The 26,541-nt window shown below is 61.0% G+C and carries 23 protein-coding genes and 1 other annotated feature; of the genes, 19 read left to right on the forward strand and 4 right to left on the reverse strand.

Annotated elements, in window-relative coordinates; translation table 11 throughout:
* The first annotated feature begins 41 nt into the window (after positions 1-41).
* The 5 genes from BCM02_RS28380 to BCM02_RS28400 all read left to right on the forward strand — a co-directional run bounded on the left by BCM02_RS28380 (position 42) and on the right by BCM02_RS28400 (position 6,931).
* Entirely contained in the window at positions 42-458 is a 417-nt protein-coding gene (locus BCM02_RS28380; protein WP_148932515.1) for an ATP-binding protein, read from the forward strand.
* 1 nt (position 459) lies between these two features.
* Positions 460-1,833, forward strand: coding sequence for an ATP-binding protein (locus BCM02_RS28385; protein WP_148932516.1), 1,374 nt, complete (start codon positions 460-462; stop codon positions 1,831-1,833).
* A gap of 69 nt (positions 1,834-1,902) precedes the next feature.
* The gene (locus BCM02_RS28390) at positions 1,903-3,420 is read left to right on the forward strand and encodes a leucyl aminopeptidase (RefSeq protein WP_148932517.1); all 1,518 of its coding nucleotides are present in this window, start codon (positions 1,903-1,905) and stop codon (positions 3,418-3,420) included.
* 801 nt (positions 3,421-4,221) lie between these two features.
* Positions 4,222-4,478 (forward strand) — a binding site (T-box leader).
* A 77-nt stretch (positions 4,479-4,555) separates the two neighbouring features.
* Positions 4,556-6,223, forward strand: a complete 1,668-nt coding sequence (leuA, locus tag BCM02_RS28395) for a 2-isopropylmalate synthase (protein WP_148932518.1) — start codon at positions 4,556-4,558, stop codon at positions 6,221-6,223.
* 54 nt (positions 6,224-6,277) lie between these two features.
* The gene (locus BCM02_RS28400; protein WP_148932519.1) at positions 6,278-6,931 is read left to right on the forward strand and encodes a sulfite oxidase-like oxidoreductase; all 654 of its coding nucleotides are present in this window, start codon (positions 6,278-6,280) and stop codon (positions 6,929-6,931) included.
* Between the two features lie 262 nt (positions 6,932-7,193).
* Here BCM02_RS28400 and BCM02_RS28405 read toward each other — a convergent pair whose 3' ends face one another.
* On the reverse strand, positions 7,194-10,007 hold the full coding sequence (locus BCM02_RS28405; RefSeq protein ID WP_148932520.1) for a PAS domain-containing hybrid sensor histidine kinase/response regulator: 2,814 nt from the start codon (positions 10,005-10,007) through the stop codon (positions 7,194-7,196).
* Between the two features lie 226 nt (positions 10,008-10,233).
* On the opposite strand from BCM02_RS28405, the gene glpK reads away from it, so the two are divergent.
* From glpK to BCM02_RS28430, 6 genes are all read left to right on the forward strand, one after another.
* Entirely contained in the window at positions 10,234-11,709 is a 1,476-nt protein-coding gene (glpK, locus tag BCM02_RS28410) for a glycerol kinase GlpK (protein WP_246183603.1), read from the forward strand.
* An 88-nt stretch (positions 11,710-11,797) separates the two neighbouring features.
* Entirely contained in the window at positions 11,798-11,929 is a 132-nt protein-coding gene (locus tag BCM02_RS36410) for a hypothetical protein (protein WP_281288248.1), read from the forward strand.
* A gap of 707 nt (positions 11,930-12,636) precedes the next feature.
* The gene (locus tag BCM02_RS28415; RefSeq protein WP_148932522.1) at positions 12,637-14,313 is read left to right on the forward strand and encodes a glycerol-3-phosphate dehydrogenase/oxidase; all 1,677 of its coding nucleotides are present in this window, start codon (positions 12,637-12,639) and stop codon (positions 14,311-14,313) included.
* Between the two features lie 161 nt (positions 14,314-14,474).
* On the forward strand, positions 14,475-15,467 hold the full coding sequence (locus tag BCM02_RS28420; protein WP_148932523.1) for an aldo/keto reductase: 993 nt from the start codon (positions 14,475-14,477) through the stop codon (positions 15,465-15,467).
* A gap of 156 nt (positions 15,468-15,623) precedes the next feature.
* A complete protein-coding gene (locus tag BCM02_RS28425) occupies positions 15,624-16,547 on the forward strand; it encodes a phosphotransferase (protein ID WP_148932524.1) in 924 nt (307 codons plus the stop codon).
* Positions 16,548-16,643: 96 nt separating this feature from the next.
* Positions 16,644-17,618, forward strand: coding sequence for an aldo/keto reductase (locus tag BCM02_RS28430; RefSeq protein WP_148932525.1), 975 nt, complete (start codon positions 16,644-16,646; stop codon positions 17,616-17,618).
* Positions 17,619-17,668: 50 nt separating this feature from the next.
* Here BCM02_RS28430 and BCM02_RS35485 read toward each other — a convergent pair whose 3' ends face one another.
* Together BCM02_RS35485 and BCM02_RS28435 are read right to left on the reverse strand one after the other, a co-directional pair.
* Positions 17,669-17,833 carry a hypothetical protein gene (locus tag BCM02_RS35485; protein WP_187434452.1) on the reverse strand — a complete coding sequence of 55 codons (165 nt, stop codon included), beginning with the start codon at positions 17,831-17,833 and terminating at the stop codon, positions 17,669-17,671.
* Complete coding sequence (locus BCM02_RS28435) at positions 17,805-18,740, reverse strand: LysR family transcriptional regulator (protein ID WP_148932526.1); 936 nt, start codon at positions 18,738-18,740, stop codon at positions 17,805-17,807. Before BCM02_RS28435 ends, BCM02_RS35485 begins: the two co-directional genes overlap by 29 nt.
* A 151-nt stretch (positions 18,741-18,891) precedes the next feature.
* On the opposite strand from BCM02_RS28435, the gene BCM02_RS28440 reads away from it, so the two are divergent.
* The gene (locus BCM02_RS28440) at positions 18,892-19,548 is read left to right on the forward strand and encodes a type 1 glutamine amidotransferase domain-containing protein (protein ID WP_148932527.1); all 657 of its coding nucleotides are present in this window, start codon (positions 18,892-18,894) and stop codon (positions 19,546-19,548) included.
* A 156-nt stretch (positions 19,549-19,704) separates the two neighbouring features.
* On the opposite strand, the gene BCM02_RS28445 is transcribed toward BCM02_RS28440, so the two are convergent.
* Complete coding sequence (locus BCM02_RS28445; RefSeq protein ID WP_246183597.1) at positions 19,705-20,844, reverse strand: winged helix DNA-binding domain-containing protein; 1,140 nt, start codon at positions 20,842-20,844, stop codon at positions 19,705-19,707.
* Positions 20,845-21,168: 324 nt separating this feature from the next.
* On the opposite strand from BCM02_RS28445, the gene BCM02_RS28450 reads away from it, so the two are divergent.
* The 7 genes from BCM02_RS28450 (at position 21,169) to BCM02_RS28475 (ending at position 26,407) form a co-directional block, all read left to right on the forward strand.
* Complete coding sequence (locus BCM02_RS28450; RefSeq protein WP_148932528.1) at positions 21,169-21,540, forward strand: hypothetical protein; 372 nt, start codon at positions 21,169-21,171, stop codon at positions 21,538-21,540.
* A gap of 53 nt (positions 21,541-21,593) precedes the next feature.
* Positions 21,594-22,727: an NADH-dependent flavin oxidoreductase gene (locus BCM02_RS28455; RefSeq protein ID WP_148932529.1), complete on the forward strand. Its 1,134-nt coding sequence runs from the start codon at positions 21,594-21,596 to the stop codon at positions 22,725-22,727.
* Positions 22,728-23,210: 483 nt separating this feature from the next.
* Positions 23,211-23,348, forward strand: a complete 138-nt coding sequence (locus tag BCM02_RS35490; protein WP_187434453.1) for a hypothetical protein — start codon at positions 23,211-23,213, stop codon at positions 23,346-23,348.
* Complete coding sequence (locus BCM02_RS28460; protein WP_148932530.1) at positions 23,348-23,950, forward strand: carboxypeptidase-like regulatory domain-containing protein; 603 nt, start codon at positions 23,348-23,350, stop codon at positions 23,948-23,950. Before BCM02_RS35490 ends, BCM02_RS28460 begins: the two co-directional genes overlap by 1 nt.
* Positions 23,951-24,140: 190 nt before the next feature.
* Positions 24,141-24,530 carry a GntR family transcriptional regulator gene (locus BCM02_RS28465; RefSeq protein ID WP_148932531.1) on the forward strand — a complete coding sequence of 130 codons (390 nt, stop codon included), beginning with the start codon at positions 24,141-24,143 and terminating at the stop codon, positions 24,528-24,530.
* 23 nt (positions 24,531-24,553) lie between these two features.
* On the forward strand, positions 24,554-25,933 hold the full coding sequence (locus tag BCM02_RS28470; protein ID WP_148932532.1) for a DUF5808 domain-containing protein: 1,380 nt from the start codon (positions 24,554-24,556) through the stop codon (positions 25,931-25,933).
* Between the two features lie 3 nt (positions 25,934-25,936).
* Positions 25,937-26,407 (forward strand): hypothetical protein, encoded by a 471-nt coding sequence (locus BCM02_RS28475; RefSeq protein ID WP_148932533.1) that lies wholly within the window; start codon positions 25,937-25,939, stop codon positions 26,405-26,407.
* Positions 26,408-26,541 lie beyond the last annotated feature (134 nt).

Consider the following 26,541-nt stretch of genomic DNA (forward strand, 5'->3'; position numbering starts at 1 on the left):
TGTACGGGCATAGCGTAACGGCAATTGTTCAGGCGGAGGCGATGGGGCTCGTGGAAATTTTCCACATTCGGGAATGGGCGGATGCGATACACGCGCGTCGGAGGGGGCGCGAAATCGCGTCGCGCATCGGATTCGGGTTGGTCGATCAGACGATTATTGCGTACACGATCTCGGAGCTTGCGCTCAAATTGATTCAATTTCCGGAGAAGGGCCATATGGTCATTCGTAAAATGGAACGGTGCAAAGGGGAAGCTGGCGGAGTCCCGGGACTCGAAGTTCGCGTCTACGATCATTACCGGGGGCGCGAGCGGATCTCGGCCGAGTGGGCGCGCCCGCTCGTCGACGACATGGTGGCGGCATGGGATCCGGCTCGCGGCTACGTGATTCAGTTTCGGAAATGGCTAGCCCCTTGGCGCGTCGATTTCCCGGTTTATGCGGCAGGAGAGGAGCAAGGCTAGCATGCAGGCAATTCGAAAGCGCTATTTTCCGGCGCTTGCAGAATATGTGAGAAGCGGCAGCGAGCAATCGTTGTTCGAAGCGACGGAAATCGGCAAATGGCTGCAGGGCGTTCATCCGGAGGATATTATCGCGATTCACGAGGAATCGATGCAGATGCTGGTCGCGAACGTGGAATCGGACGAGGCGCTCAAGCTGTACAGCCGATCGTTCGTGTTTCTGATCGAGCTGATGGTGGCGTTCCGGTTCCGGGACGAGCGGGAGCCGGTGCCGATCGAGCGGATGAGCGCGGCGCGCGACCAAGTGCTGCGCTCACAGCAGTCGGTGCAGATGGTGAAGGACAAGTACGAGAACGTCCTGCAATACATGGACAGCGGCCTGGCGATTTTCGATAACGACGGGCTGCTTTCGTTCGTCAACGTGCAGATGTCCAGACTGTTCGATATTCCGCGCAAAACGCTGATCGGCTGCAATCTTCGCGACATACTGCTGCATCCGAAGCTGCGCAAGAGCACGAGGCGGATCGTGCTTCGCGTGTACAAGGAGATGGTCCTCCGGCGCAGCCGCTACTTCGAGCTGCAGGACGCGAACGGCCGGCATCTGCTCGTCACCATTACCTACGGCGATCAGCTGGACGGCGACTATTTGTTCAGCGTGAAGGACGTGTCGGAGTACAAGCAGATCGAGCAGACGGCCTACCAGAACGACAAATTGGCGATGCTCGGCAAGATCGCCGCTTCCATCGCGCACGAGATCCGCAATCCGCTTACGTCGATTCGGGGGTTCATCCAGCTGCTGCGGCCGCATTTGTTCCAGCTCGGGAAGGAAGAATACGCGCGGATCATTCTCGCCGAGATCGACCGGGCGAACGATATTATTTATGAATTTCTCAATTCGTCGAAGCCGTCGGCTCCGATGAAACAGAACGTACATATCGGCTCCCTGTTGAAGGAAGTCATCATGCTGTGCGAGAGCGAGGCGCTCATGAAGGGCAGCGAAATTCAGTACGAAGCCTACGACGACCAGATGACGACGTCCGTGGACGTCAAGCAGGTGAAGCAGGTATTCCTGAATTTGATGCGCAACGCGATGGAGGCGATCGAGGAGATCAGCGCGGAGCGGAGCGGACGCATCGACATCGTCATCCGACGCGAAGAATCCTATGCCGAGATTACGGTGCGCGACAACGGCAAGGGGATGGATCAGACGGTTCAGAACCGGCTGTTCGACCCGTTCTTCACGACGAAGGAAGCCGGCACGGGACTCGGGCTTGCGGTCAGCTACCGGATCGTGCGCAACCACGGCGGCTCGATCCGCGTGACGAGCAGCAGCGGGGAAGGCACGGACTTCAAGATCTATTTGCCATTAGTGGAGTAAACGCTTAGAATCGGGTATGCTGAGAATACCCGATTTTTTGGCATTTGCTCGGAAGGAGAATGAACAATTATGGCAACCATTCAATTTACATACGGGGTGCAGGATCGCGGCGCGGCCGACTACGACGTCATCGTCGCGTTCCTGGACCGGGAAGATTTGCAGCAGGCGGACGCGGAATGGGTGCACCCGCAGCTGGACGCCGCGCTGCGAGCCCACGCGGCCAAGGGGTTGTTCAAAGCGGACGCCAAGGAAGCGCTGGCGCTGCCGACGCTCGGCCTGCTGCCGGCGAGCCATGTCATCTATGCCGGCATTACGCATAAGAACGATACGCTCGGCAGCCTGCGCGATGCGGCGTCTTCGGCGGCGAAGGCAGCCGGCAAGCTGAAGGCGACCGCCGTTCAGCAGCTCATTCCGGCCGCTGTAAGCGCGGGCGCATCGACGTATACGATCGCGCAAGCGGCGCAGGCGTTGACCGAAGGCTACGCGCTCACGCTGTACAAGCGCAAGGCGGCGAAGAAGGAGCAGGCCGCGCAGACGGTGCGCGCGGTCTCGTTCGTCCCGACGCTTGCGGCAGTAGGCGACGAAGCGGCATCGCAGTGGGAAGCGGGGATGGAGCGCGGCAGGGCATTCGCCGAAGCGGTGAATTACGCGCGCGACTTGACCAACATGCCGGGCAATAAGCTATATCCGGAGCTGCTGGCCATGGAAGCCGAGGACACGCTCGGCCACTACGAGGATATGGAAGTCGAGGTGCTCGACGAGTTCACGGCGGCCGAACAAGGGATGGGCGGTCTGATGGCCGTCGGTCAAGGCAGCGCGCATCCGCCTCGGATGATCGTCATCCACTACCGTGGCGACGAAGAGAACGATACGGTATGGGGCTTGGTCGGCAAAGGCATCACGTTCGACACCGGCGGCATCTCGCTGAAGCGGGCGCCCGGCATGGAAGAGATGATCTCCGACATGGGCGGCGCGGCCGCGGTGCTCGGCGTCATGCGCATCCTCGGGGAGCTGAAGCCGAAGGTGAACGTGGTCGCGGTCGTGCCGTCCGCGGAGAACATGCCGTCCGACCGCGCCTTCAAGCCGGGCGACGTCATTACGATGATGAACGGCACGACGGTCGAAATTACGAATACCGACGCGGAGGGCCGGCTCGTCCTGGCGGACGGGGTGACGACGGCAATCCGGCGCGGGGCGACGAAGCTCGTCGACGTGGCGACGCTGACCGGCGCGGTCCTCGTCGCGCTTGGCGACGTCGCGACGGGCGCCATCGGCAACGACGATCAGCTGATGCAGGACGTCATCCTCGCCTCGAAGCATGCCGATGAGCGAATCTGGCCGATGCCGAATTACCCGGAGTTCCGCAAGCAGCTCGACAGCGATCAGGCGGACATGCGCAACAAAGGCTCGCAGTACGGCGCGGCGAGCATTGCGGGACTGTTCATCGGCGCGTTCGCCGAAGAGCGGCCTTGGGTGCATCTGGACATCGCCGGTACGGCGTGGCTCGAGCGCGAACGCAGATGGGAGCCGAAGGGCGGCACGGGCGTCATGGTGCGCACGCTGGCGGAGCTGCTGCTTCGCGGTTAACCGCACAGATCAAGGAAAGGAGCGGCTTGCGTGCCGCTCCTTTTTTTGCTTGGAGAAGACTTGCGGAAAAGTAAAGCGAGTCCGCGAGAGCGGATGAAAGCGAAGGTCAGCTCGAAGCCCCATCAAGCGCATATCCCATGCAGGATACCACCCCAAGGCATCACGTAACGAACGAAGCTCGAACAAGAGCCAGTCCGAAGGACTAGCGGGCTCATCGCGAAAGGACACATCAAGGACGGCCGCGTAACGAGTCACGCTTAATAGCAGAGTCCAGAGGTGAACGTTTTTCGGAGAAAAACGACTTCGGAAGCACATGCTAACCTTCTGGTTCCCCTCGGCGGAGGGCAATGCTGTCAGGTTAAGGAAAAACGGCTGGTGAAGCCAGCCGTGGCCCATAGTTGACAGGCTGATGCTTATGATTGCCTTCAAAACCCATTGAAGCATTGTCCGACAGGACAAAAGCGAGCCCCGCTCAAGCCAACCCGCCCACCGCGAACAATGGTAACTGTACGAAGAAGGGAGTCCAGAGGGCAAAGCCCTTTGGAGCCTCCTCGGCGGAGGAGGTGGGAGGAGGGAGCAACAAAAGTGGGGTCAATGGGGCGCAGCCCTTCTTAACCTGACAACATTGCGGCGGAGGGGGAAGGGGGAGCGAGAACGAGGGGGCTTTGGGGAGGAATAGAAGGGGTTCTCGAAGGGCGAAGCCCTTTAACTCTTCGTTCCTCCGGGCAAAACCGCGCAAGTTCAAAAATTCAGAATATGCTTGATAAGCGTGGAGCAATGTAGTATATTAGCAACAATATTTCAAATACGTTGCAGAGGACCAGTAGGAATGCGCGACTCGCGTAGCAGAGAGCTGTTGGATGGTGCGAAACAGCCGCGAAGCCGATCCGAACTCACCTTGAAGTAGCCCGCCGAAATGAGTAAAGTAAGCGGAGCCGGAACCTGACCGTTACGACAGGAGGATATGGGGGAGCATGCCCCTATCCGTTGAGCGCATGCCGAATCCGGCGTGAATCAGAGTGGTACCGCGTAAGATTTCACAGTCTTTCGTCTCTATACAGTATAGAGACGGAAGGCTTTTTTATTTTGTCCGTGCCGCCGCACGGTCCAATTCCAGTAGAAGGTGGTCTTCATCATGAACAATGTCGAGAAGTATGCCCGCGGTTATTTCATGCCGCCGAAGCCAAGCATGAAGTGGGCTCAGAAGGAGTACATTACCGAAGCGCCGACCTGGTGCAGCGTCGATCTTCGCGATGGCAATCAAGCGCTGGTCGTACCGATGAACCTGGAGGAGAAGCTGGAATATTTCCAGATGCTCGTAAAGATCGGCTTCAAGGAAATCGAGGTCGGCTTCCCGGCGGCATCGGAGACGGAATTCACGTTTCTGCGGACGCTGATCGAACAGAATCTGATTCCGGACGACGTGACGATCCAGGTGCTCACGCAATCGCGCGAGCATATCATCCGCAAGACGTTCGAGTCGCTGAAGGGCGCGAAGAGCGCGGTCGTCCATCTGTACAATTCCACCTCCGTCGCTCAGCGCGAGCAGGTGTTCAAGAAGTCGAAAGAAGAGATCGTCGCGATCGCGATCGCCGGCGCGAAGCTGTTCAACGAAATAGCGGCCGAGACGGAAGGCAACTTCAAATTCCAATATTCGCCGGAGAGCTTCACGGGCACCGAGATCGAGTTCGCGCTTGAGATCTGTAACGCGGTGCTGAACGTCTGGCAGCCGACGCCGAACAACAAGGTCATCATCAACCTGCCGGCGACGGTGTCGATGTCGATGCCGCACGTGTACGCGAGCCAGATCGAATACATGAGCGAACATCTGAACTATCGCGACAACGTCATCCTCTCGCTTCATCCGCACAATGACCGGGGCAGCGGCGTGGCGGACGCGGAGTTGGGTATCCTGGCGGGCGGCCAGCGCATCGAAGGCACGTTGTTCGGCAACGGCGAGCGGACGGGCAACGTCGACATCGTGACGCTGGCGCTGAACTTGTATTCGCATGGCGTTGACCCGCATCTGGATTTCTCCAACATCACGGAGATCATCGAGATGTACGAGCGCGTCACCCGCATGAGAGTGAACGAGCGCCAGCCGTACGGCGGCAAGCTGGTGTTCGCGGCGTTCTCCGGCTCCCATCAGGACGCCATCGCCAAAGGCATGAAGTGGCGCGAAGACAACGACTGCCAGCATTGGACGGTGCCGTACCTGCTGATCGATCCGAAGGATATCGGCCGGGAGTACGAGGGCGACGTCATCCGCATCAACAGCCAGTCGGGCAAAGGCGGCATCGGCTACCTGCTCGAGCAGAAATACGGCCTGGATCTGCCGCCGCGCATGCGCGAGAGCTTCGGCTACGCGGTCAAGAACGTCTCCGACCGCGAGCAGAAGGAGCTGCAGCCGGAAGAGATCTACGATATTTTCGTCCGCGAATACGTCAACATCGCGGCGCCGGTGCAATTCCTGAATTACCGCTTCACGGAGCATGACGATTTCCAGACGGTCGTCAAGGTGAAGGTGAACGGCGAAGCGCGCGAGTTCACGGGCGCGGGCAACGGCCGCCTCGACGCGATCAGCAGCGCCATCCAGAACGAGCTGGGCATTCGCTATTCGAACTTGCTCTACAAGGAGCATGCGTTGACGGTCGGCTCGGGCTCGCAGGCGGTCTCGTACATCGGCGTTACGGCCGAAGACGGCACCGAGCATTGGGGCTGCGGCATTGACGTCGACATTATGACCTCCTCGGTCAAAGCGCTGTTCAGCGCGGTGAATAAAATCGCGTCGCAGCGGGGATAACGTTGGAAGCGCGGCCGGCAGGGCGCCGGGCGCGAGCGCGAGGAGGCGAAACGCATGGTGTACGTGCATGGCGCGAACGAAGAACGCGACATCGATCCGGCTCGGATTCCGCCGGGCCAGATTCTGACGACGAATTTCCCGGTGCTGCATCACGGCGACGTCCCTTATTACAACAACATGGCGTTGTGGAACCTGAGGCTGTTCGGGCTGGTGGAGGAAGAAGTGACGATTGGCTACGGCGAGTTCATGAAGCTGCCGATGCGCGAATTCACGAACGACATCCACTGCGTGACGACATGGTCGCGGCTCGACAACGTCTGGGGCGGCGTCGCGGTCTCGACGATCATGGAGAAAATCCGGCTGAAGCCGGAAGCGAAGCATGTCATGCTTCACGCCGAGCAGGGCTGGTCGACGAACCTGCCGCTGGATGACTTCATGCGCGAAACGTCGCTGCTGGCGGTTCGCCACGGCGGCGAGCTGCTGACGCCTAAGCACGGCTATCCGGTGCGCATGGTGGTGCCGCATCTGTATTTCTGGAAGAGCGCGAAGTGGCTGCGCGGCATCGAGTTCATGGCCGAGGATAAGCCGGGCTTCTGGGAGCAGCACGGCTATCACATGTACGGCGATCCCTTTCAGGAAGAGCGCTTTGCCGAAGGGTACGGCGACGACGAGGAAGATTACAGCTTTATCTTTAACACTCCGGATTGAAACACGCGAATGAGCGGCGAGAAGCCCCTGGTCTTGAGGACCAGGGGCTTCTTGGCGTTTTGCCGCGGACCGGATTGCGGGGTTGGAGATTCCGGCAGAGTTGGCAAACGACTGCCCGCGGGCACGCGGCATTCGCCGGGTGAAAGGGCAGGCGAGCAATACGCAGGTAGGCCCTCGGCTAATGGATAGCCGAGGGCCTTCGCGTTATTTTAGGGGATGAATCACGTTGGCGCCGGGCCATTTCAAACGGAACACATACGCATTACCGCCGCTGCTTCTCGACTCGCGGCGTCCATTGCTTGACGACGCGCTCGACCTCTTGCGCGAACACGGGCTTGCCGATGAAGTCCTGCATGCCGGCAGCCAAGCAGCGCTCGCGGTCTTCCCGGCGCGCGTAAGCGGTGACGGCGACGATGACGGGACGATGCTTCTCGTCGAACATCCGATTGATCGCCTCGGTCGCTTCGAACCCGTTCATGACCGGCATTTGTAGATCCATGAACACGATATCGTACCTGGCGGCGGCCGCCATTCGGACCGCTTCGGCCCCGTTCTCCGCCGTATCCGGCTCCCAGCCGTGCTTGCGCAGCAGCGTGGCGAGCAGCATCCGGTTCACCGGCACGTCGTCCACGACGAGCAGACGGAGCTGGGCGAGAGGAGACTTGACGGGCAGGGCCTTCGCCATCGCGATCGTGCGATCTTCGGCATCGGCGAGAGCGTCGGGCGCAGCCATGCGTTCGCCGTAATGCTCCCGTTGCCCGCCTTGCGGCGATATCTCCGAAGCGGCGCCGGCTTCGTTCGAGGGCAGGCCGAACGGCATCGTGATGCTGAAGGACGAGCCGACCCGTTCCTTGCTGCTGACCGTGATCAGGCCGCCCATCAGCTCGACGAGTTTTTTGCAGATGGCCAGCCCCAGTCCCGTCCCGCCGTACTTCCGGTTGATGGCCGGGTGAAGCTGGGTAAAGGATTGGAACAGCAGCTGCTGCTTGTCGGACGGAATGCCGATGCCGGTATCCGTTACCGTGAAATCGACGTAGAGCCGGTGCGGTTCCGCGGACGCATGCAGCGAGACGCTGACTTGGACGGAGCCGCGTTCGGTGAATTTGACCGCGTTGCCGATCAAATTGACGAGAATTTGCCGCAGCTTGCCTTCATCGCCGACGACCAGAGACGGAATGCGCTCGTCGATGCGCCAGTCGAGTCCGATGCCGCGCTCGGCCGCGCGCGGGGCGAACAGCGACGCGGCGCCCTCCACGACCTCGCGCACGGACAGCGGCTCGTCGAGGAGCTCCATTTTGCCGGCTTCGATCTTGCTGAAATCGAGAATTTCGTTAATGATGCGCATGAGCGCGGCGCTGCTCTGCCGGATCATGTCCGTGTAGCTGCGCTGCTCCTCGTCGAGCGCGGTATCCGCGAGCAGCTCGGTCATGCCGATGACGCCGTTCATCGGGGTGCGGATTTCGTGGCTCATGACCGCGAGAAACTCCGACTTGGCCTGGTCCGCGCGTTCGGCCGATTCTTTGGCGCGCATAATCTCATGCTCGCTCGTCTTGTCCCGGAAGACGACGACGGCGCCTTTGACCTCGCCTTTGTCCGCCATCGGAGTCACCTGGTATTCGACAAGGAAGCTCGAGCCGTCTTTGCGCCACATGACCGATTCCTTGTTGTGGTAGGTGCGGCCGTCCTGGATGACTCGGAAAATGGCGTCTTCCCCGTCCAGCAGGCGCGGCGCGTTCGAATACGGCTCGTGCAAAATGCCGCGGTACGGCTTGCCGATCAGTTCCTCGGGTTCGAAGCCGAGCATCGCCGCGCCGGCCGGGTTGATGAACATCGTATTGCCGTCGGTGTCCAGACCGAAGATACCCTCGGATACGGCGTTCAGGATGAGCGTATAACCGGCGCTCAGCTTCTCGATCTGCTCCAAGTACCGCTGGCGCTCCGTGATGTCGGTCGTAATGCCGAACACGCCCACAACCTCGTGATCGACGACGATCGGGATGTTCGTGGAGTTGACATCGACCAGATGCCCGTCCTTGTGAATGACGGTCAGATCGTAGCTCTGCGGCAAGCCTTGCTTGGCGAGGTCAAAATGGTGCTGCGTCTTGGCCAAATCCTTCGGCGCGACGATCGGTCCCCAGTACATGCCGAGCAGCTCATCCAGCGTGTAGCCGGTCAGCTTCTCGAGATTCGGATTGGCGGTCAAGTAGTCGCCGTCCATGTTCATCGAATAGACCGCGGCCGGGTTATGGTCGAACAGCGATTTGTACTTCTGTTCGCTCTCCTGCAACAGCTTGTTGGCGCGGATGCGCTCCGTAATATCGCGCGATACCGCGATGATTTCGTCGACGTCTCCGTTCGCGCCGAACGTGTAGCGGCTGGACGACTCCAGCCATACGTAATGGCCGTCTTTATGCCGATAGCGGAAAATGACGCGGCTGCCTTCCGTGTGCGCGATCTCGGCCAGAAAAGCCTGCACGTGCGCCAAGTCGTCCGGATGGACGGCGCCGATCGCGCTATGGCCGATCATCTCTTCCGGCGCATAGCCGAAGAACGTCCGGCAAGCGGGGGAGGAGTAGGTGATCGTCGCCTGCTCGTCGGCTTTGTGCCTTGAAATCCAGTCGAGGGACACCTCCGCGACCAGCCGATGCTTGTATTCGCTCGCGCGCAGCTGCTCTTCGCGCTGCATGTGCTCCGAGATATCGGTGACTTGCGCCAAATAGCGGGGCCGATCGGGCGGAAGCCGCTCTTCCAATATGGATAGATGCAAAGATGCCCATACGATGCGGCCGCTCTTGTGCACGTAGCGTTTATGTAAGGATAACGGCGCGTCCGCATCCGTGTCGGGTGCTTCCGAACCGCTGCCGAATAAGAGGAACTGCGTCAGGGACGGATCTTCCGAATGGGTCAGGTCCGCCTCGGCGATCGCGGCCAATTCGTCCTCGCAGTAGCCGAGCAGCCGGCACAACGCGGGGTTGGCGCGCAGCCACCGTCCTTCCTCCGGCATAAAAACACCGATCCCGAATGGGGCTCGGTCATAAGCTTGCTCAAACCAGGCCTGTTCGTCTGGGTGACTCATGCGTTGGCAGCCTCCTTGGGCTAATAAGGGGGATAAAGTCCAGTAATTCTCGCTAAGTATACCTTATTTTGTACCCAAAGTGAGCGGATTGAAAAAGCATTTTCGGGGAGTTCTAAGGATGCGGGAGAGGCGTGGCTTTCATCCGTTCCAGTTGCTGGGCTATAATGAATGGAAAGCGTATTCATGCGCAGTGGAGGGGGAATCCGGGGTGAAGCAAACGTACATCATGGCGATCGATCAAGGGACGACGAGCACGCGGGCGATCGTCTTCGACGAGGCGGGCGGCATCGTCGGCTCGGCGCAGCAGGAGATTCAACAGATTTACCCGCATCCCGGCTGGGTCGAGCACAATGCCGGCGATATTTGGGTATCGGTGCTCAGCGTCATGGCGGGCGCGCTCACGAACGCGGGGGTCGGTCCGGAGGCGATCGAAGCGATCGGCATTACGAACCAGCGCGAGACGACGGTCGTGTGGGACCGGCATACGGGCAAGCCCGTCATGAACGCGATCGTGTGGCAGTCCCGGCAGAGCGGCGAGATTTGCGAGGCGCTCAAGGCGGATGGGCACGAGGCGTTGTTCCGGCGTAAAACCGGCCTCCTGATCGATCCGTATTTCTCCGGCACGAAAGTGAAGTGGATGCTCGACCATGTGGAGGGGGCGCGCGAGCGGGCGGAGCGGGGCGATCTGCTCTTCGGCACGATCGATACGTGGCTCGTCTGGAAAATGACCGGGGGCGCCGTTCATATTACGGACTATTCGAACGCGTCCCGCACGCTGTTGTACAACATTCACGACCTGTGCTGGGACGATGAGCTGCTGGCCGTGCTGGACATTCCGCGCGCGATGCTGCCGGAGGTGCGGGCATCGTCCGAGGTGTACGGGATGATCGTCGATCATCATTTCTTCGGGCACAGCGTGCCGATCGCGGGCATCGCCGGCGACCAGCAGGCCGCGCTGTTCGGCCAGGCTTGCTTCGAACGGGGCATGGTCAAGAACACCTACGGCACGGGCTGCTTCATGCTCATGAACACGGGCGAGCAAGCGATCGCCTCCAAGCACGGGTTGCTGACGACGATCGCCTGGGGCATCGGCGGCAAGGTGGAATACGCGCTGGAAGGCAGCGTCTTCGTGGCGGGCGCCGCGCTGCAATGGCTGCGCGACGGGCTGCGGATGCTGAAGTCCGCCGAGGACAGCGAGATGTACGCATCGCGCGTCACGTCCGCCGACGGCGTGTACGTCGTGCCGGCGTTCGTCGGGCTCGGCACGCCGTATTGGGACAGCGACGTGCGCGGCGCGGTGTTCGGGCTGACGCGGGGGACGACGAAGGAGCATTTCGTCCGGGCAACGTTGGAGGCGCTCGCGTATCAGAGCCGGGACGTGCTGGACGTGATGCAGGCGGACGCGGGCCTGGCGCTTGCGGGCGTGCGCGTCGACGGCGGCGCCGTGCGCAACGAGCTGCTCATGCAGTTCCAGAGCGACCTGCTCGGCGTCTCGGTCGAGCGGCCGGTCGTCGGCGAGACGACGGCGCTCGGGGCGGCGCATTTGGCCGGGCTCGCCGTCGGCTTCTGGCCGGACCGCCAAGCGATCGCCGACAACCGGCGCGTCGATCGGGTGTACGCTCCTGCGATGCCGCGCGAGGAAGCCGAGGCGCTGTACGCCGGCTGGCAGAAGGCGGTCCGCGCGGCGATGGCGTTCAAGTAGCGGACGCGGCGGCTGGGAGGCCGGGGAGGCTTGCCGCCGCCTAAGGTTGGCGGGGGACGCGCGAGGATGCGGGGGAAGCCGTGGCGGATTGGCTGCGTATTTGGTCGGTCTCCCGATCGGCTTCTGGCCAGACCGCCGGGCGATCAATGACTGGTGGCGCGTCGATCGGGTATTACATCTGATGATGCTGGGGGAGGTAGCCGATCGGTTGTCGCGATAGTGCTGCTGAGGTCGCTATTGGGTGCGAAGGCGGCCGGAGTAGGTACGATAGCGACGCTGAGGTCGCTATTGAGTGCGAGGGCAGCCGAGGTTGTCGCGATAGTGCTGCTGAGGTCATTATTGGGTGCGAAGGTTGCCGGAGTAGGTACGATAGCGACGCTGAGGTCGCTATCGGGTGCGAATGTAGTTGCGGTGACACGATAAACCCGTTAGTTTTACATGTATAGTGGTGTATAACTAGTGGAGCACGCGAGCGCGGAAGCCAAGTTGATAGTGGTGCATAGCCCACTATCGGAGCGCCAGAGCGCGGAAGCATAGTCAATAGTGGTGCATAGCCCACTATTGGAGCGCCCGAACGCGGAAGCTTAGTCAATAGTGGCGCATATCCGACTATTGGAGCGCCCGAGCGCGGAAGCCAAGTCGATAGTGGCGCATAGCCCACTATTGGAGCGCCCGAACGCGCCAACTCGACCAATAGCGGACTTTGGCTGACTCCCCCCCTTTTGCCGATCATGGGACAAGCAGCAGTTACGAACTAGCCTCATCGTGTCGATACTCCTTCGCCCGGAAGCTTCAAACTTTCTAGACGCGGCGTCGGGGGAAGGAACGGTTCGGCGCTTTTTTGGTATATATAAGGAGAAGGTTGGAAGACGAACGAGATCCGTCCGCGCGAAAGCGGGCGACAATCCGGCGAAAGGGGCGGTTCCGATGGGCAGGTGGCATGCGGCAGACCGGGAGGAGACGCTGCGGCGGATGCAGGAGACCGAATACGATGTGCTGATCATCGGCGGCGGCATTACGGGGGCGGGCATCGCGCTGGACGCGCAAACCCGGGGGATGAAGACGGCGCTGGTGGAGATGCAGGATTTTGCGGCGGGGACGTCGAGCCGATCGACGAAGCTCGTGCACGGCGGGCTCCGCTATTTGAAGCAGATGGAAGTGCGGATGGTGGCCGAGGTGGGCAAGGAACGCGCCGTCGTCTACGAGAACGGCCCGCACGTGACGACGCCGGAGCGGATGCTGCTGCCGATCTATAAGGGCGGCACGTTCGGCAAAGCCTCGACATCGTTCGGATTGCGCGTCTATGACCGTCTGGCAGGGGTCAAGCGCGCGGAACGCAGGACGATGCTGAGCCGCGAAGAGACGATCGGCAAGGAGCCGCTGCTGAAGCGAACCGGGCTGAAGGGCGGCGGCTACTATGTGGAGTACCGGACGGATGACGCGCGGCTGACGATCGAGGTGCTGAAGAAAGCGGCCGAGGCCGGCGCGGACATCGTCAATTATGCGAAAGCGGCGAAGCTGCTCTACGAAGACGGCCGGCTCGTCGGCATCGAAGCGGCGGACGCGATCGGGGGCGGGACGTACACGGTGCGCGCCCGCAAAATCGTCAACGCCGCCGGCCCCTGGGTCGACGCGCTCCGGGAGCTCGACGGGTCCAAGCAGGGCAAGACGCTGCGGCTGACCAAAGGCGTGCATCTCGTCTTCGACTGCCAGCGGTTCCCGCTGCGGCAGGCGGTCTACTTCGATACGCCGGACGGCCGCATGGTGTTCGCGATTCCGCGCGAAGGCAAGACGTACGTCGGCACGACGGATACCGATTACGAGGGCGACCCGACGCATCCGCGCATCAGCGACGCGGATCGCGATTACGTGCTGAAGGCGTGCGCCTTCATGTTTCCGGATTTGAAGCTGACCGTCTACGATGTGGAATCCGGCTGGGCGGGCCTGCGACCGCTCATCTACGAGGCGGGCAAATCTCCGTCGGAGGTGTCGCGTCGGGACGAGATTTTCCAATCCCCTTCGGGGCTGATTACCATCGCGGGCGGCAAGTTGACCGGTTACCGGAAAATGGCCGAGACGGTGACCGACCGGATCGCGAAGGAGCTCGCCGCCGAAGGAACGGGCCGGTTCCGGCCGTGCGTCACCCGAACGCTGCCGATATCCGGCGGGGATATGGGGGGCTCGGAGCGATTCACCGCGTTCCTGAGCGAGATGGCCGAACTCGGCCTGCAGTCCGGCGTGGACCCGGAAGAGGCCATATGGCTCGCCCGCCGCTACGGCACGAACGCCGCGGCGATCATCGGCGCGATGCCGACCGCCAAGGTGCAGGCGGCGCGTTACGGCATGCCGCCCATGATGTATGCGGCGCTGCACTACGCGATCGAGTTCGAATGCGCGGCGAAGCCGGTCGATTTTCTCATCCGCCGGACGGGCGCCCTGTTCTTCGACATCGCCTCGGTTCGCAAGCATAAAGGGGCGGTCATTCGCGCCATGGCGGATAAGCTGCGCTATACGCCGGAGCAGCGGCGGGACGGCGAGGAGGAGCTGGATCGGGAGCTCGCGGCGGCGGTGCGCGCGGAAGAAGCGGTGAACGAGCGCCGATGAGAGCGTACCGCCCAAGTTGCCTCGCGCTCGAAGGACAATCGCAATTCGAACCGAATGGATGCCGCGCGAGGGCCGCTTGCGCGGTTTTCCTTTTTTGCCGCTTGCCCGAACTTGCGTTATGATGGGGAGGAAAATAACGGAAGTAGGAAGGCGGGCGAAAAATGGACTACGTGAAGCTGGGTTCGACGGGTTTGGACGTGTCGCGGATCTGCTTGGGCTGCATGAGTTACGGCGATCCGGGGCGGGGCGCGCATTCTTGGGTGCTGAACGAAGAGCAGAGTCGTCCTTTCATCAAGCGAGCGCTGGAATACGGGATTAATTTTTTCGATACGGCCAACATCTACTCGGCGGGCGCGAGCGAAGAGGTCGTCGGCCGGGCGCTGAAGGATTTCGCCAAGCGGGACGAGGTCGTCATCGCGACCAAGGTGCACGGACGAATGCAACCGGGGCCCAATGGAGCAGGCTTGTCGCGCAAGGCGATTCTGAGCGAGATCGACAATAGTCTGCGGCGGCTCGGCACGGATTACGTGGATCTGTACCAAATTCACCGCTGGGATCCGAACACGCCGATCGAAGAGACGATGGAGGCGCTGCATGACGTGGTCAAAGCCGGCAAAGCCCGGTATATCGGCGCGTCTTCCATGTATGCGTGGCAGTTCCAGAAGGCGTTATATACGGCGGAGCGCCGCGGCTGGACGCGCTTCGTCTCGATGCAGAATTATTTGAACCTGCTCTACCGGGAGGAGGAACGGGAGATGATTCCGCTGTGTCTCGAAGAAGGCGTGTCGCTCATCCCGTGGAGTCCGATGGCGCGCGGACGGCTGACCCGGGAGTGGGGCGAGGAGACGCAGCGTTCGCAGACCGACGAGTTCGGCAAGACGCTGTACGCGAAGACGGCGGAAGCGGACCGCAAAGTCGTGGAGCGAGTCGCGGAAATCGCGGCGGCGCGCGAAGTCCCGCGCGCCCAGGTGGCGCTCGCCTGGGTGCTCCAGAAGCAGCCGGTGGCCGCGCCGATCGTCGGCGCGACGAAGCCGCATCATCTCGACGACGCGGTCGCGGCGCTGTCGCTGCGGCTGACGCCGGAGGAGATCGCCTCGCTCGAGGAGCCGTACGTGCCGCACGAGGTGTCGGGCGGTTTGAACGCGCGGATCTAGCGGATCCTCCTGATCTGAAGGGAAGCCTGCAGCCAACGGGACGATGCCGCACGGGGCCGGCGCCGCGCGCGGAATCCGCTAAGAGGCGCAACGCCGTTTTGTACATAGGCGAGGGCAAATCAATACGGCAAGCATGCAAAGTCGGAGGCGTATGGGATGCGGCAATCGGATTTTAAGCAACGAACCACGATCTACGTCGGGCTGGGCAACCGGCGCATCGAACGGGTCATCGGCGCGGACGGCGCGCGGTATATCTTGAAACCCGAAGGCGGCGATGGACGGGAGCGCGACATCTACGATCGGATGCTGGCCGCATTCCCGCCGATCTATCCGAAGCTGGTCAACAGATGGACTGACGATGCGGATGAGGGCGTGACATGGCTGCTGTTCGAGGATTTGGGCGAGCTTATGCATCCGCATGATCCCGCCCTCGCGGAAGAAGCCGCCCGGCGCATGGCATGGTGGCATTCGCTGGCGGATCGGCCCATCGATCCGGTGCCGCTGCGAGGGCAGAAGCCGCTCGTCTCGGAGATGGCCGCCGAGGTGGAGGAGAAGCAGCCGCTGCTCAAGGCGTTCCTGCTGGAGCGGGGCATGGCAGAGGCCGGGATCGACGACGCGCTTCGGATCGCGGGCGGCTGGCGCCCGTCGGACGAGACGCTCGTGTTCTCGCACGGCGATCTGCATGTCGGGAATTACGCGCGCGTTCGCGGCGAGTTGTACATCCTCGACTGGGAGCATGCGCATTGGAATTACCGCGCGTGGGACTTGTATCATTTGATCGATCTGTCGCATCCGCTGTATCCCCGTCCATCCGGCTTGAACTGGCGGGAGCAGCTGTTGGACGCATATGCGGACGCAGCGGCCCGGCTCGGCCAAGCGCTCGACGCTTCGGCGCTCCGGGCGGATTATTACGCGGCGGCGGTCGTGTTCTCCCTCTGGATGCTGGGGCTCATTCAGCGGGATTTGGCTAGCGGCGGCGGACCTTGGGAGCGGACGAAGCTGCTCGCGCAGCTGGACGAGACGTTGGGGGCGCTTGCGGCGAACACCGCGTCGGCGAGAGAGGTCGGTGTACGGGGCTGAGGGAATACGACGCGCAATCGAGCGGGAATAGGTGCCGGACATCGGGTCCAGCGCCTTTTCCCGCATTATACGTCGAGACATGAAGGAGTGAGTACGATGCAGGTTCGGAAACTAGGGGCTAGCGGATTGAAAGTATCGGCGCTTGGGCTCGGAACGAATGCATTCGGCGGACGCGCCGACGAGAAGACGTCTATCGAGGTCATTCATCAGGCGCTCAACATGGGGATTAATTTTATCGATACGGCCAACATTTACGCGGGGACGGAGTCGGAGCGGATCATCGGGATTGCGCTGCAGGGCCGCCGAGACGAAGCGGTGCTCGCGACGAAGGCGGGCTTGCCGCGCGGCGAAGGCGCGAACGAACGCGGCTCGTCGCGATACCATATCCAGCGCGAGCTGGAGGCCAGCTTGAGACGGCTGCGGACGGATTACGTGGACGTCTATCAAATCCATACGTTCGATCCGGATACGCCGCTCGAGGAAACGCTGCGCGCGCTCGACGACATGGTTCGTTCAGGCAAAGTGCGCTACATCGGCGCCTCGAACTACGCCGCATGGGAGCTCATGAAGGCGCTCGGCATCAGCGACCGGTTGGGCTTGAATCGGTATGTTTCCACGCAGACGAGTTATTCGCTGGCGGACCGCACGCCGGAGAACGAGCTGGTGCCGCTCTGCCTGGATCAAGGCGTAGGCATCATCCCGTACTTCCCGCTGGCGGGCGGCATCCTGACCGGCAAATACGCTTCGGCGGACGACGCGCCGGCCGGGTCGCGGGTGGACACGAATCCGCATTTCGCCAAATTCCTGAACGAGGATCGCATTGCGCTCGGTCGCCAGGTGAGCGCGCTTGCCGCCGAACTCGGCACGACGCCGGGCGCGCTGTCGCTCGCTTGGCTCATGCGCCGGCCGGCCGTCTCGACGGTGATCGTCGGCGCGACGAAGGCGGAGCAGCTCGCCGAGAACGGCGCGAGCGCGGCGCTTGAATTGGACGAAGCGGCGCTGGCCGAATTGGACAAGCTGAGCGCGCCGTTCCGGCATAAAGAGCCGTTCGCGGTGTACCGGCTGTCGTAATCGGAAGAGGCTCCGCGAAGCGTATCCGCTCATGAAAAAAGCAACAAGGCTTATTCCTTGTTGCTTTTAATGCTGAAATTCGAAATGACTTTGCGGGAAGCCAGTTCCTTGAGCGCGCTGCGCAGTTCGTCCGGCGACGGGTTGTCCAGCCCGAGCTGCTCCTTCAGGAAGGCTAGCTCTTTGTCGTTATTGTCCGGTTGTTTTTGTTTGCTCATCTTGCGTATCTCCTCTCCCTTGCGTTAGGTCCCTTGCTTCCCGGATCATGGCGATCAGCTCGCGCAGCTTGGGATCGTGCTTGCGTTTGCTTTTGTAGCCGATCAGCAGCTCGTTGCGAACCGTCAACCTATCGAAGACGAGCCGAACGCTCGCCCCCTCGCCCGCGTCCTGCAGCATATAAGTGGGCACGATGCTTATCCCGGCCCCCAATTCGACGCTTCTCAGAATGGCGTGGAGGTTGGGGATGACGTGAACCGGCTGAAGGAGCGGACGCCGCTTGAAATGCTCCCGCCACAGCCGCCGGATAATCGGCAGCTCGGCGCCGTAGGCGATCCAATTCTGCGCGGTCAGCCACGCTTCGATCTCCTTTAGATTTTCCATCTCCGGGACGGCCATCCGCGCCGGCGCGACGATCGCGAACGTCTCCTCGGCGAGCTTCTCGTATTCGATTCCGGGCTCGGCGTGCTTCTGGGAGGTGACGATCAGCTCGACCGCGTCCTCCTTCAGCAGCCCGAGCAGCTGGTCGGCCGTCCCGAAACGGGATACCGTATGGTGCGGGGCGTCCGCCAGCGTCAGCCTCGGCAGCAGGCGCTCCTGATAATATTCGAGCGAGGCGCCGATCCGGACGACGCTGGCGGCCGGCCGCGACGCGGATTTGAGCCCGGCGGTCGTCTCCTCCAGCGATTCCATCAAGGGGGCGAGCCGGGAGTATAGCGCCTTGCCGCGTTCCGTGGCGACGAGCCTGCGGGAGACGCGCGCGAATAGCGGTTCGCCGACCTCGGCCTCCAGCGCCGCCAAATGCTGGCTCATAGCAGGTTGGGTCATCATGCGCGTCTTCGCCGCTTCGGAGACGGAGTTGTGCCTGTAGATCGCGATGAAGCTGCGGTACCATTCGAAATCGATCATTCGTTTCTCCAGCTCCTGACGTTAGGACTGTCATCTAAGTATAAAAATATTTATAACAATGCGCAATTTATATAATTAGATTTATTAAATTCACCCGCTTATAATTGGCCCTGTAGCGCACAAAACATTAGAGCTAAGGGAGCGAAATCGAATGAAACATATATTGATCGTCGTCACGTCCGCCAGCCGCATGAATGAGGAGAAGGAGACGGGCCTTTGGTTGTCGGAGTTTGCCGAGCCTTATCTCGCCTTCACCCAAGAAGGATACGCCGTTACGGTCGCGAGTCCGCTGGGCGGCCGAACGCCGATCGATCCGAGCAGCTTGGGCGACGTCGAGCCGGAGCTGCTGGAGACGCGCCGGTTCCTCGAGCGGACCGTCGCGCTGGACGAAGTGGACGCGGCCGGGTTCGACGCGATTTTCCTGCCGGGCGGCCATGGCACGATGTTCGATCTGCCGGATAACGAGCGGCTGCAGCGTTTGCTTCGCGACTTCTTCGAGAGCGGCCGAGTCGTGGCGGCGGTCTGTCACGGACCGGCCGGCCTCGTTCGCGCGACGCGCGCCGACGGGAAGCCCCTCGTCGAAGGCAAACGGCTGACCGCCTTTACCGATTCGGAAGAGAAGGCCGCCGGTCTGGACGCGGCCATGCCGTTCCTGCTGGAGACCGAGCTGCGACAAGCCGGCGCGATCTTCGTCGCGGATGCCGACTGGGCGGATCACGTCGAGGTGGACGGCAGCCTGATCACCGGCCAGAACCCGCAATCGACCTTGCAGGCGGCCAAAGCGGTTATTGCGAAGTTGAAGGGGTAAGCGGAGACGGACAGTCTTGTTCGCGTTCGCGCTCGCGCCCTGCAACAGAGGCGTGATTCAAATCATGTAATGCCCAAAAAAGCGATGGATGACCGGCGCGCTTCCGGTGGTCCATCGCTTTTTCGCTATATGCCCGTTGGGTCGCGGCATCCTGTTTTACGGCAAATACAGCTGCAGATCGTGATGCTCCGCGTCCGGCGCCGCGAATTGCAGCAGCCGCCAGCCTTCCTCCTCCATGTCCAGCCTCTCCGTCTCGGATATCGGGCCGAACAGCTCGACCGTAAGTCTTGCAATGCCCTTTCTTTCTTCGATCGACCATATGCCCTTGACGAACCCGTCGACCAATACGGCCGCGCGGATAATGCCGTTCTTCGTGAACACCCGAGGCTTGATCGACTCGTTCATGATCCGCGAGCGGTCGTGGTACGAGAGCAGCATGTTGTCGAATTCGCCGAGAAACCGGACCGGGGCCGGCGTATCCGGGTCGGGGAGCTCCGCTTCCATAACGTCGAACAGCTCCTGGCCCGCTTCATCCCGGTAGGCGCGCAGATAGGGCCGCAGCTGATCGACGGCCGCTTGTATGCGGGTGAGTCCGGACCAGACTTGAATGTCCTTCACGGAGGCGGGCCCGAACGCGGTTAAGTACTGAATGATCAGCGCGGGCAGGGAGGCGTCTTCGGCCAGCGGTTCGCCGATCCACGACTCCGCCGTCGTATGAACGGCCAGCCCGCCTTCTCCCCAGACGCCGCGCGGCGGGATCTGCACGAGCGGCAGCCGGCAGCGAATGACGCCGGTCAGCGCATCGGCGGAATAGCCCGGCCAGCGTTCGCCTAGTCGCGAACCCAACTCGCTGAACGTGCGGGGCTTCTCTTCCACGAGCGCGCGCCCGGCCGCCTCGAGTTCGCTCAGATCGACGCCTTCGAGCTGCTTGAGGACCGATCCCTGCAGCCAGCGTTCCAGCACGGTCTGGGTCAGCGGGCGCATCCTTAGGCAATCTTGGGCCGTTACCAGATGTATCGTGCCGCGCATGAGCACGATCCGTACGGCGCTGCGGTCGAGCAGCCGCTCGGCCAGATGCTCGGGCTGGAAATCGGCCAGCCGAGACCATAGCCCGTAGTAGGGCGGGTACGGATTCTGGGCTTGCATGCCGGCTAGATGCCCGAGCGCGTCCAATACGGGCATCTCGGCTCGCTGCAGCAGGAGCTGCCGGCTTAGGAGGGCGCGATTAAGCGCTCGTTGGGATAGGACGCGAGCAGAGTCGGTCGATTGCGGCGCGCCGGTTGCGATGTGGTCCAATTCGGAAGCCCCCTCTTCTTTTGCTTGTTATCCCCATTATAGACCGTCTTCCCTGACAACAGACTGTCAGGGAGGATCGAGAAACACGTTGAACGGGATCGATTGAACACGAGTACGCGATGGGTAATCCTTAGTAGGCGTCAAACCGAGCAAGGAACCAGTTGACAAAAACGTTTTGAACTCATATTATTAGGGTAACTATTAAATATATAGTTAAAGTGGTGGGTGGTAATCGAAGGATGAAACTCATCTTTTTCATCACAGAAGTGTAATGATATTTGTTACAGTTTCGGTTTCCGACTCTAAACGAGGGTGGTGTTCAGTATGAGATTCGAAATGAGCGATTGGGTGCAAGGCAGAGCGGAGAACGGCGAGCTGATCCAGGGCTTCATCGTCGCCATCCATGAGGCGGAAGCGGCCCTGAAAGTCCACGTGGTTCAATCCGATAACGAAGCGGTCGTCGGCAAAGGCCTGATGATGCGCGAGCAATGGCTGAAAGACATGCCGTTCGCGGAGACGGAAGATGCAGGGCAAATCGCGGACCTGGTCGATCTCGCGCTCGCTACCCAAGACGTGGCATGGTTTGAAGAGCTTTCGGCCAGATTAAAGCAGGGCGCTCGCCAAGATGCGCCAAGCGGCGGCCGGGCGGGATTCCGCGCGACGCGCAACCGGCTCGACCTTCCGCGTTACCAGTAAGCAACAACGGGCGCACCTGCCCGCGATCGATATAGAAGGAGCGATATCCAACAATGAATCCAACGTACCAACCCCTTTTCGAGAGCTTCCGTTTCAAGAGCGGCGTAGAGCTGAGCAACCGTCTGGTCATGGCGCCGATGACGAACTTCTCTTCCGATGAACACGGCAACGTCACGGATGCCGAAGCGAGCTATTACGAGCGCAGATCGGATGGCGTCGGCCTCGTCATTACGGCGTGCACGTTCGTAACCGAGAACGGCAAAGGCTTCCACGGCGAGTTCGCCGGCCATAAGGACGAATTCATCCCGAGCTTGGCCCGTCTGGCGAGCGCGATTCAGGCGAAGGGCGCGAAGGCGATCCTGCAAATTTTTCACGGCGGCCGCCAAGTGCCGCCGGCGCTCGTGCCGAACGGCGACGTGGTGAGCGCAAGCGCGGTCGGTTCGGATCAAAATCCGGGCGTGACGCCGCGCGAGCTGACCGATGCGGAGATCGAATCGATCGTTCGCGACTTCGGCGAAACGACGCGCCGCGCGATTGAAGCGGGCTACGACGGCGTCGAAATCCATGGCGCGAACGGCTACCTGATCCAGCAGTTCTTCTCCCCGCATGCGAACCGCCGCGAAGACCGGTGGGGCGGCAGCCTCGAGAACCGCTTGGCATTCCCGCTGGCCGTCGTGCGTGAAGTGAAGCGCGTCGTGGCTGAGCATGCGAAGCAGCCATTCGCCGTCGGCTACCGGTTCTCGCCGGAAGAGCAGGAGACGCCGGGCATTACGATGGAAGAGACGTTCGCTCTGCTCGACGCGCTGTCGGCGGAAGAACTGGATTACCTCCACGTCTCGCTGATGGAGTTCGACTCCAAGCCGCGCCGCGGCGCCGACGAGAGCAAGTCGCGTCTCGCGTGGATCGTGGAGCGAGTCGCTGGCCGCGTGCCGGTCATGGGCGTTGGCTCCATCAAGACGCCGGACGACGCGATCAAGGCGCTCGAGACGGGCGCGCCGCTGGTCGCGATCGGCCGCGAGCTCATCATCGAGCCGGATTGGGCGCGCAAAGTGAAGGAAGGCCGCGAGGCGGACATCGCCACGACGCTGACGAAGGACGACCAAGCGCGGTTGGTCGTGCCGGATCCGCTCTGGCAGGCGATCATCCATACGCCGGGTTGGTTCCCGGTCGTGGAAACGGCGAAGTAAGCGGAGCCGCGAAAGTAAGGCGTAACGAGTATAGCGAGACGATAACCCGCCGGGCTGAACCCGGCGGGTTATTTTTGTAGGCGGGGATGTGAGGTGGCGGGTGGTATCGAATACGGGGGCGCTAATGAGAGCGGATCGTTAGTTGGTGCGGAGCCATAGTGACGCTGAGGTCACTAGCGGGAGCGAAGTGGTAGTGGTGGAGCGCGATAGTGATGCTGAGGTCATTAACGTAGCGAAACGTTAGTGGTGGAGTGTGATAGCGACAATGAAATCATTAACGTAGCGAAACGTTAGTGGTGGAGTGTGATAACGACAATGAAATCATTAACGTAGCGAAATGTTAGTGGCGGGGTGTGATAGCGACGCTGAAATCATTAACGTAGCGAAAGGTTAGTGGTGAGAGCGATCGACACTGGGTTTGCGCTCTCGAGCCGTTTCATTAGCCCGTAGAAGGGCAAGCTGAGGAGAAAAGGAGGTTTGCGCATGAAACATTCTTATGTTTACAGCTTGGCTGTTTGTTTCGGGTTGTCCGCTATCGTCTGTGCGATCATCGTCTGCATGCGGATGCAGGCCGAGCTCCGGGAGGCCGGGCAAGATGTCGTGGACGGGAGGCCAGGCTAATGAATAAACTCGGCTGCGTTGTTCTTGCCGCTTGTATCGTTTATTTCGCCACTGTACCAGTAGCAGCCGCCGCAGTGGGGCGAGATCCCGCCGTTACGGCTACGCTGCAGGTTAACGTCAACGCGCTCAATGGCATTCGGCCCGTATCCGATCGTTCCTTTTCCCCGGTACCGCACGCTCGCATCCTCGTCATCGATCGGGATGGCACGTTCCTCACCACCGGGCTGTCGAACGCGAAAGGGAATTGGACGATGCCGGTCCGCGTCCTGATCGACCCGAGGTTTCCGACCAAGCGGATGGGCATGTTGACGGTGATTGTCATTGCGGAAGGCTACAGCGAGCAGATCTTTTTTGACGTGCCGGTTGATCAACACGGCTTTGGTGAAGGCGATGTACGGGTGACGTTGGACAAAATCGTCGCCGGCCGCAGATGCGAGCCCCGCGCCTGGAATGCAGACGGTCTCCACCGGTTCACGGTTTTCAATACGCTCGATTACTACGCCAAACAACTTGGACTCGAAGAGCGCGTGCAGATCGATGGGGAAATGCACTGGGGACCGGATATCGCGCCGAACCCCGGCTGGAACGAAGGACAGCCATGAGCAGACTAGTCATTAGCCCAGGGCCGATGACGGACCTGTACAACACCAACCAAGCCCTCTCACCCGGAGCTCGCGGCGGAGTAGCAGGAGAGGGCCTCTCCCGTATGGGGCTGATAATCGTCTGGCATTTAAGTCTCATTTGTATTACAATACATAATACAAACAATACAAATGAAAAGGGGGCACGACCATGGTGATAACGCTGCAATTGGACAGCGACGTCCCGCTCTATGAGCAGCTGCGCAATCAGATCGTCGTCGGCATCGCGACCGGCGTGCTGGAGCCGCGCGAGAAGCTGCCGACGGTGCGTCAGTTGGCCGAGGATTTGGGCGTGAACACGATGACGGTGAACAAAGCCTACGCCCTCCTGAAACAGGAAGGGTACATCGTGATCGACAGGCGGCATGGGGCCAAAGTGAACGCGCCATCGGAGAACGACTCCCTGCAGGAACTCTCGCCGAAACTGGCGCAAGAGCTAGAGCTCATCATCGCGCAAGCGGCGATCCAAGGGATCGATCCGTCCCGGTTCCAATCGCTGTGCGCCCCGATTTTCGCCAAGATGACGTACCGGTACACCTGAAAAATACGGAAGGGGTGTCGCCCATGCTAACCATTATTTTGCTCGTCAACGCATTGATCTGTTATGTCACGTTAACCGGTGCATATAGGATGCAGGCCGGCTTCAAGAACGGCATGCTCTTCGCGGTTTCGCTGCCGTCGGCCGCGAAGGAGGACGCCGAGGTGAAAGCCATACAGCATGCCTTCAACAAGCGCTACCGCGCGTGCAGCATCTGGATGGCGGCCGCCTTCGCGCCAACCTTGTTACTCATGCCTTGGACCGCGTATCAAGTCGTATATTTCCTGCTCTGGATCGGCGTCTTCATCGCGGCGATGGTCATGCCGTTCCGCCAAGCGTTCCGGGAGACGCTGGCGCTGAAGCGGCGCAGGGACTGGTTCGTCGGCGCCAGACGGGCGATTCAAAGCGACCTGAGAGCGGCTCGTCTAAAAAACGGCCGTTCGGCGCCAATGTGGCTGTTCGCGATTCCGTTCCTGATCGGGAGCGGCGCAATCATCCATGCCGCCCTCACGAACGCGCAGCTGATCGCACTGGCCTCCGCCGGCCTTGCTATGACGTTCGTCATGTTCGCCGTCTCGGTGCAAATGCGCCGCAGCAAAGCCAAAGTCTACAGCATGAACAGCGACACGAACGTTCTGCTTAATCAAGCGCGGCGTCGGACGCTTTCCTACTTGTGGCTGAACCTGGCCGTCGTCGAGAGCGCGCACGTTTGGATCATTTACCTGCTGATTGCCGCGAACCGGATCGGCGATTGGTGGAGCGCGCTTATGCTGCTGATCGCCGCGATTCCGCTCGCGCTCACCTATTCCGCGTACCGGAAGCTGCGTCGCCTGGAGCACGACATGCTTGCGGATGACGGTAGCATCGTGTATACCGATGACGACGAATATTGGGGCAATGGGTTTACGTACCACAATCCCGATGACCGCCGCGTCTTCGTCGAGAAGCGCATCGGGATCGGCTTTACGGTCAATACCGGCACGCACGTGGGCAAAGTGCTGGCCTGGGGCACGGTCGGACTAACCGCCGCGGTCATCCTCGTCGTGTCGTTCATGCTCATTCGCTCCGAGCTGACCTCGCCTGCCATGACGATTACGGCCGACGATCGCGTGGAGATCGCGTACCCGATGTATTCGTACGATTTCAAGCTATCCGACGTGGAACGTATCGAGCTCGTGGACGACGTGCCGAGCGGCGTCAAGACGAACGGGGAGGTCACGGGCCGTTATTCCCGCGGGCATTTTCGCCTCGACGGGCTGGGCAAAGCCCGGTTGTACGTGTTCAACGACAACCCGCCCTATATCCGGATGAAGCTGGACGGCGTGTATATTTACTATAACGAAGAAGACCCGGTTCGAACGAAGGCGCGGTTCGATGAGCTGAAGGGCGGGCGTGAGGGAGGTTAGCGGATGGATCACCAATCGCTGCTGGATTGGGAGCGCGAGCATCGCGCGATGAAACGAACGGAAGATGGATTTTGGCGCTGCTTCAAACGATGGCGCGAGGAGAACAGGGAAGACTACCTTCGGACATTCTCCGGCAAATTGTACGACGAGTTTATCACCGTAGATAACCGATCGATTACCCTGCAATACAGCTTTAATCGGGATGAAGCGTTCGTGCTCTGCACAGTGAACCTGTTGTACGTCGAACAGCCGATCGGCACCTATGCCATCGAGTTTTTCCTGCAAGGGGCGGTTGCCGACGATTTCCTCGCTTTCGAGGACGGGCTGCTCCAAGACCGGATGCTGAAAATCAAACACCAACTTCGCACCGCTCGCATCGCGCTGCGCGAAGGAATGGATGTCGAGACCGCGAGCCGCATCGCGGAGCTCCCGTTATCTTGCGTGCACGTGCTGAAGGAGAAGTACGTCAGATGAACGCGGCCAGCGAAGACTCCCTTCAACTGAGCCGTCGGCCTTAGACGCAGACTTGCAGGGGATGTTCCGATTGACCCTGACACTAGTGTCAGGGTCTATAATGCAGGTATCGCGATGGAAAGAGGGTGAAATAA

The sequence above is a fragment of the Paenibacillus methanolicus genome (genome assembly GCF_008124765.1).
In the GTDB taxonomy this organism is placed as follows: domain Bacteria; phylum Bacillota; class Bacilli; order Paenibacillales; family Paenibacillaceae; genus Paenibacillus_Z; species Paenibacillus_Z methanolicus.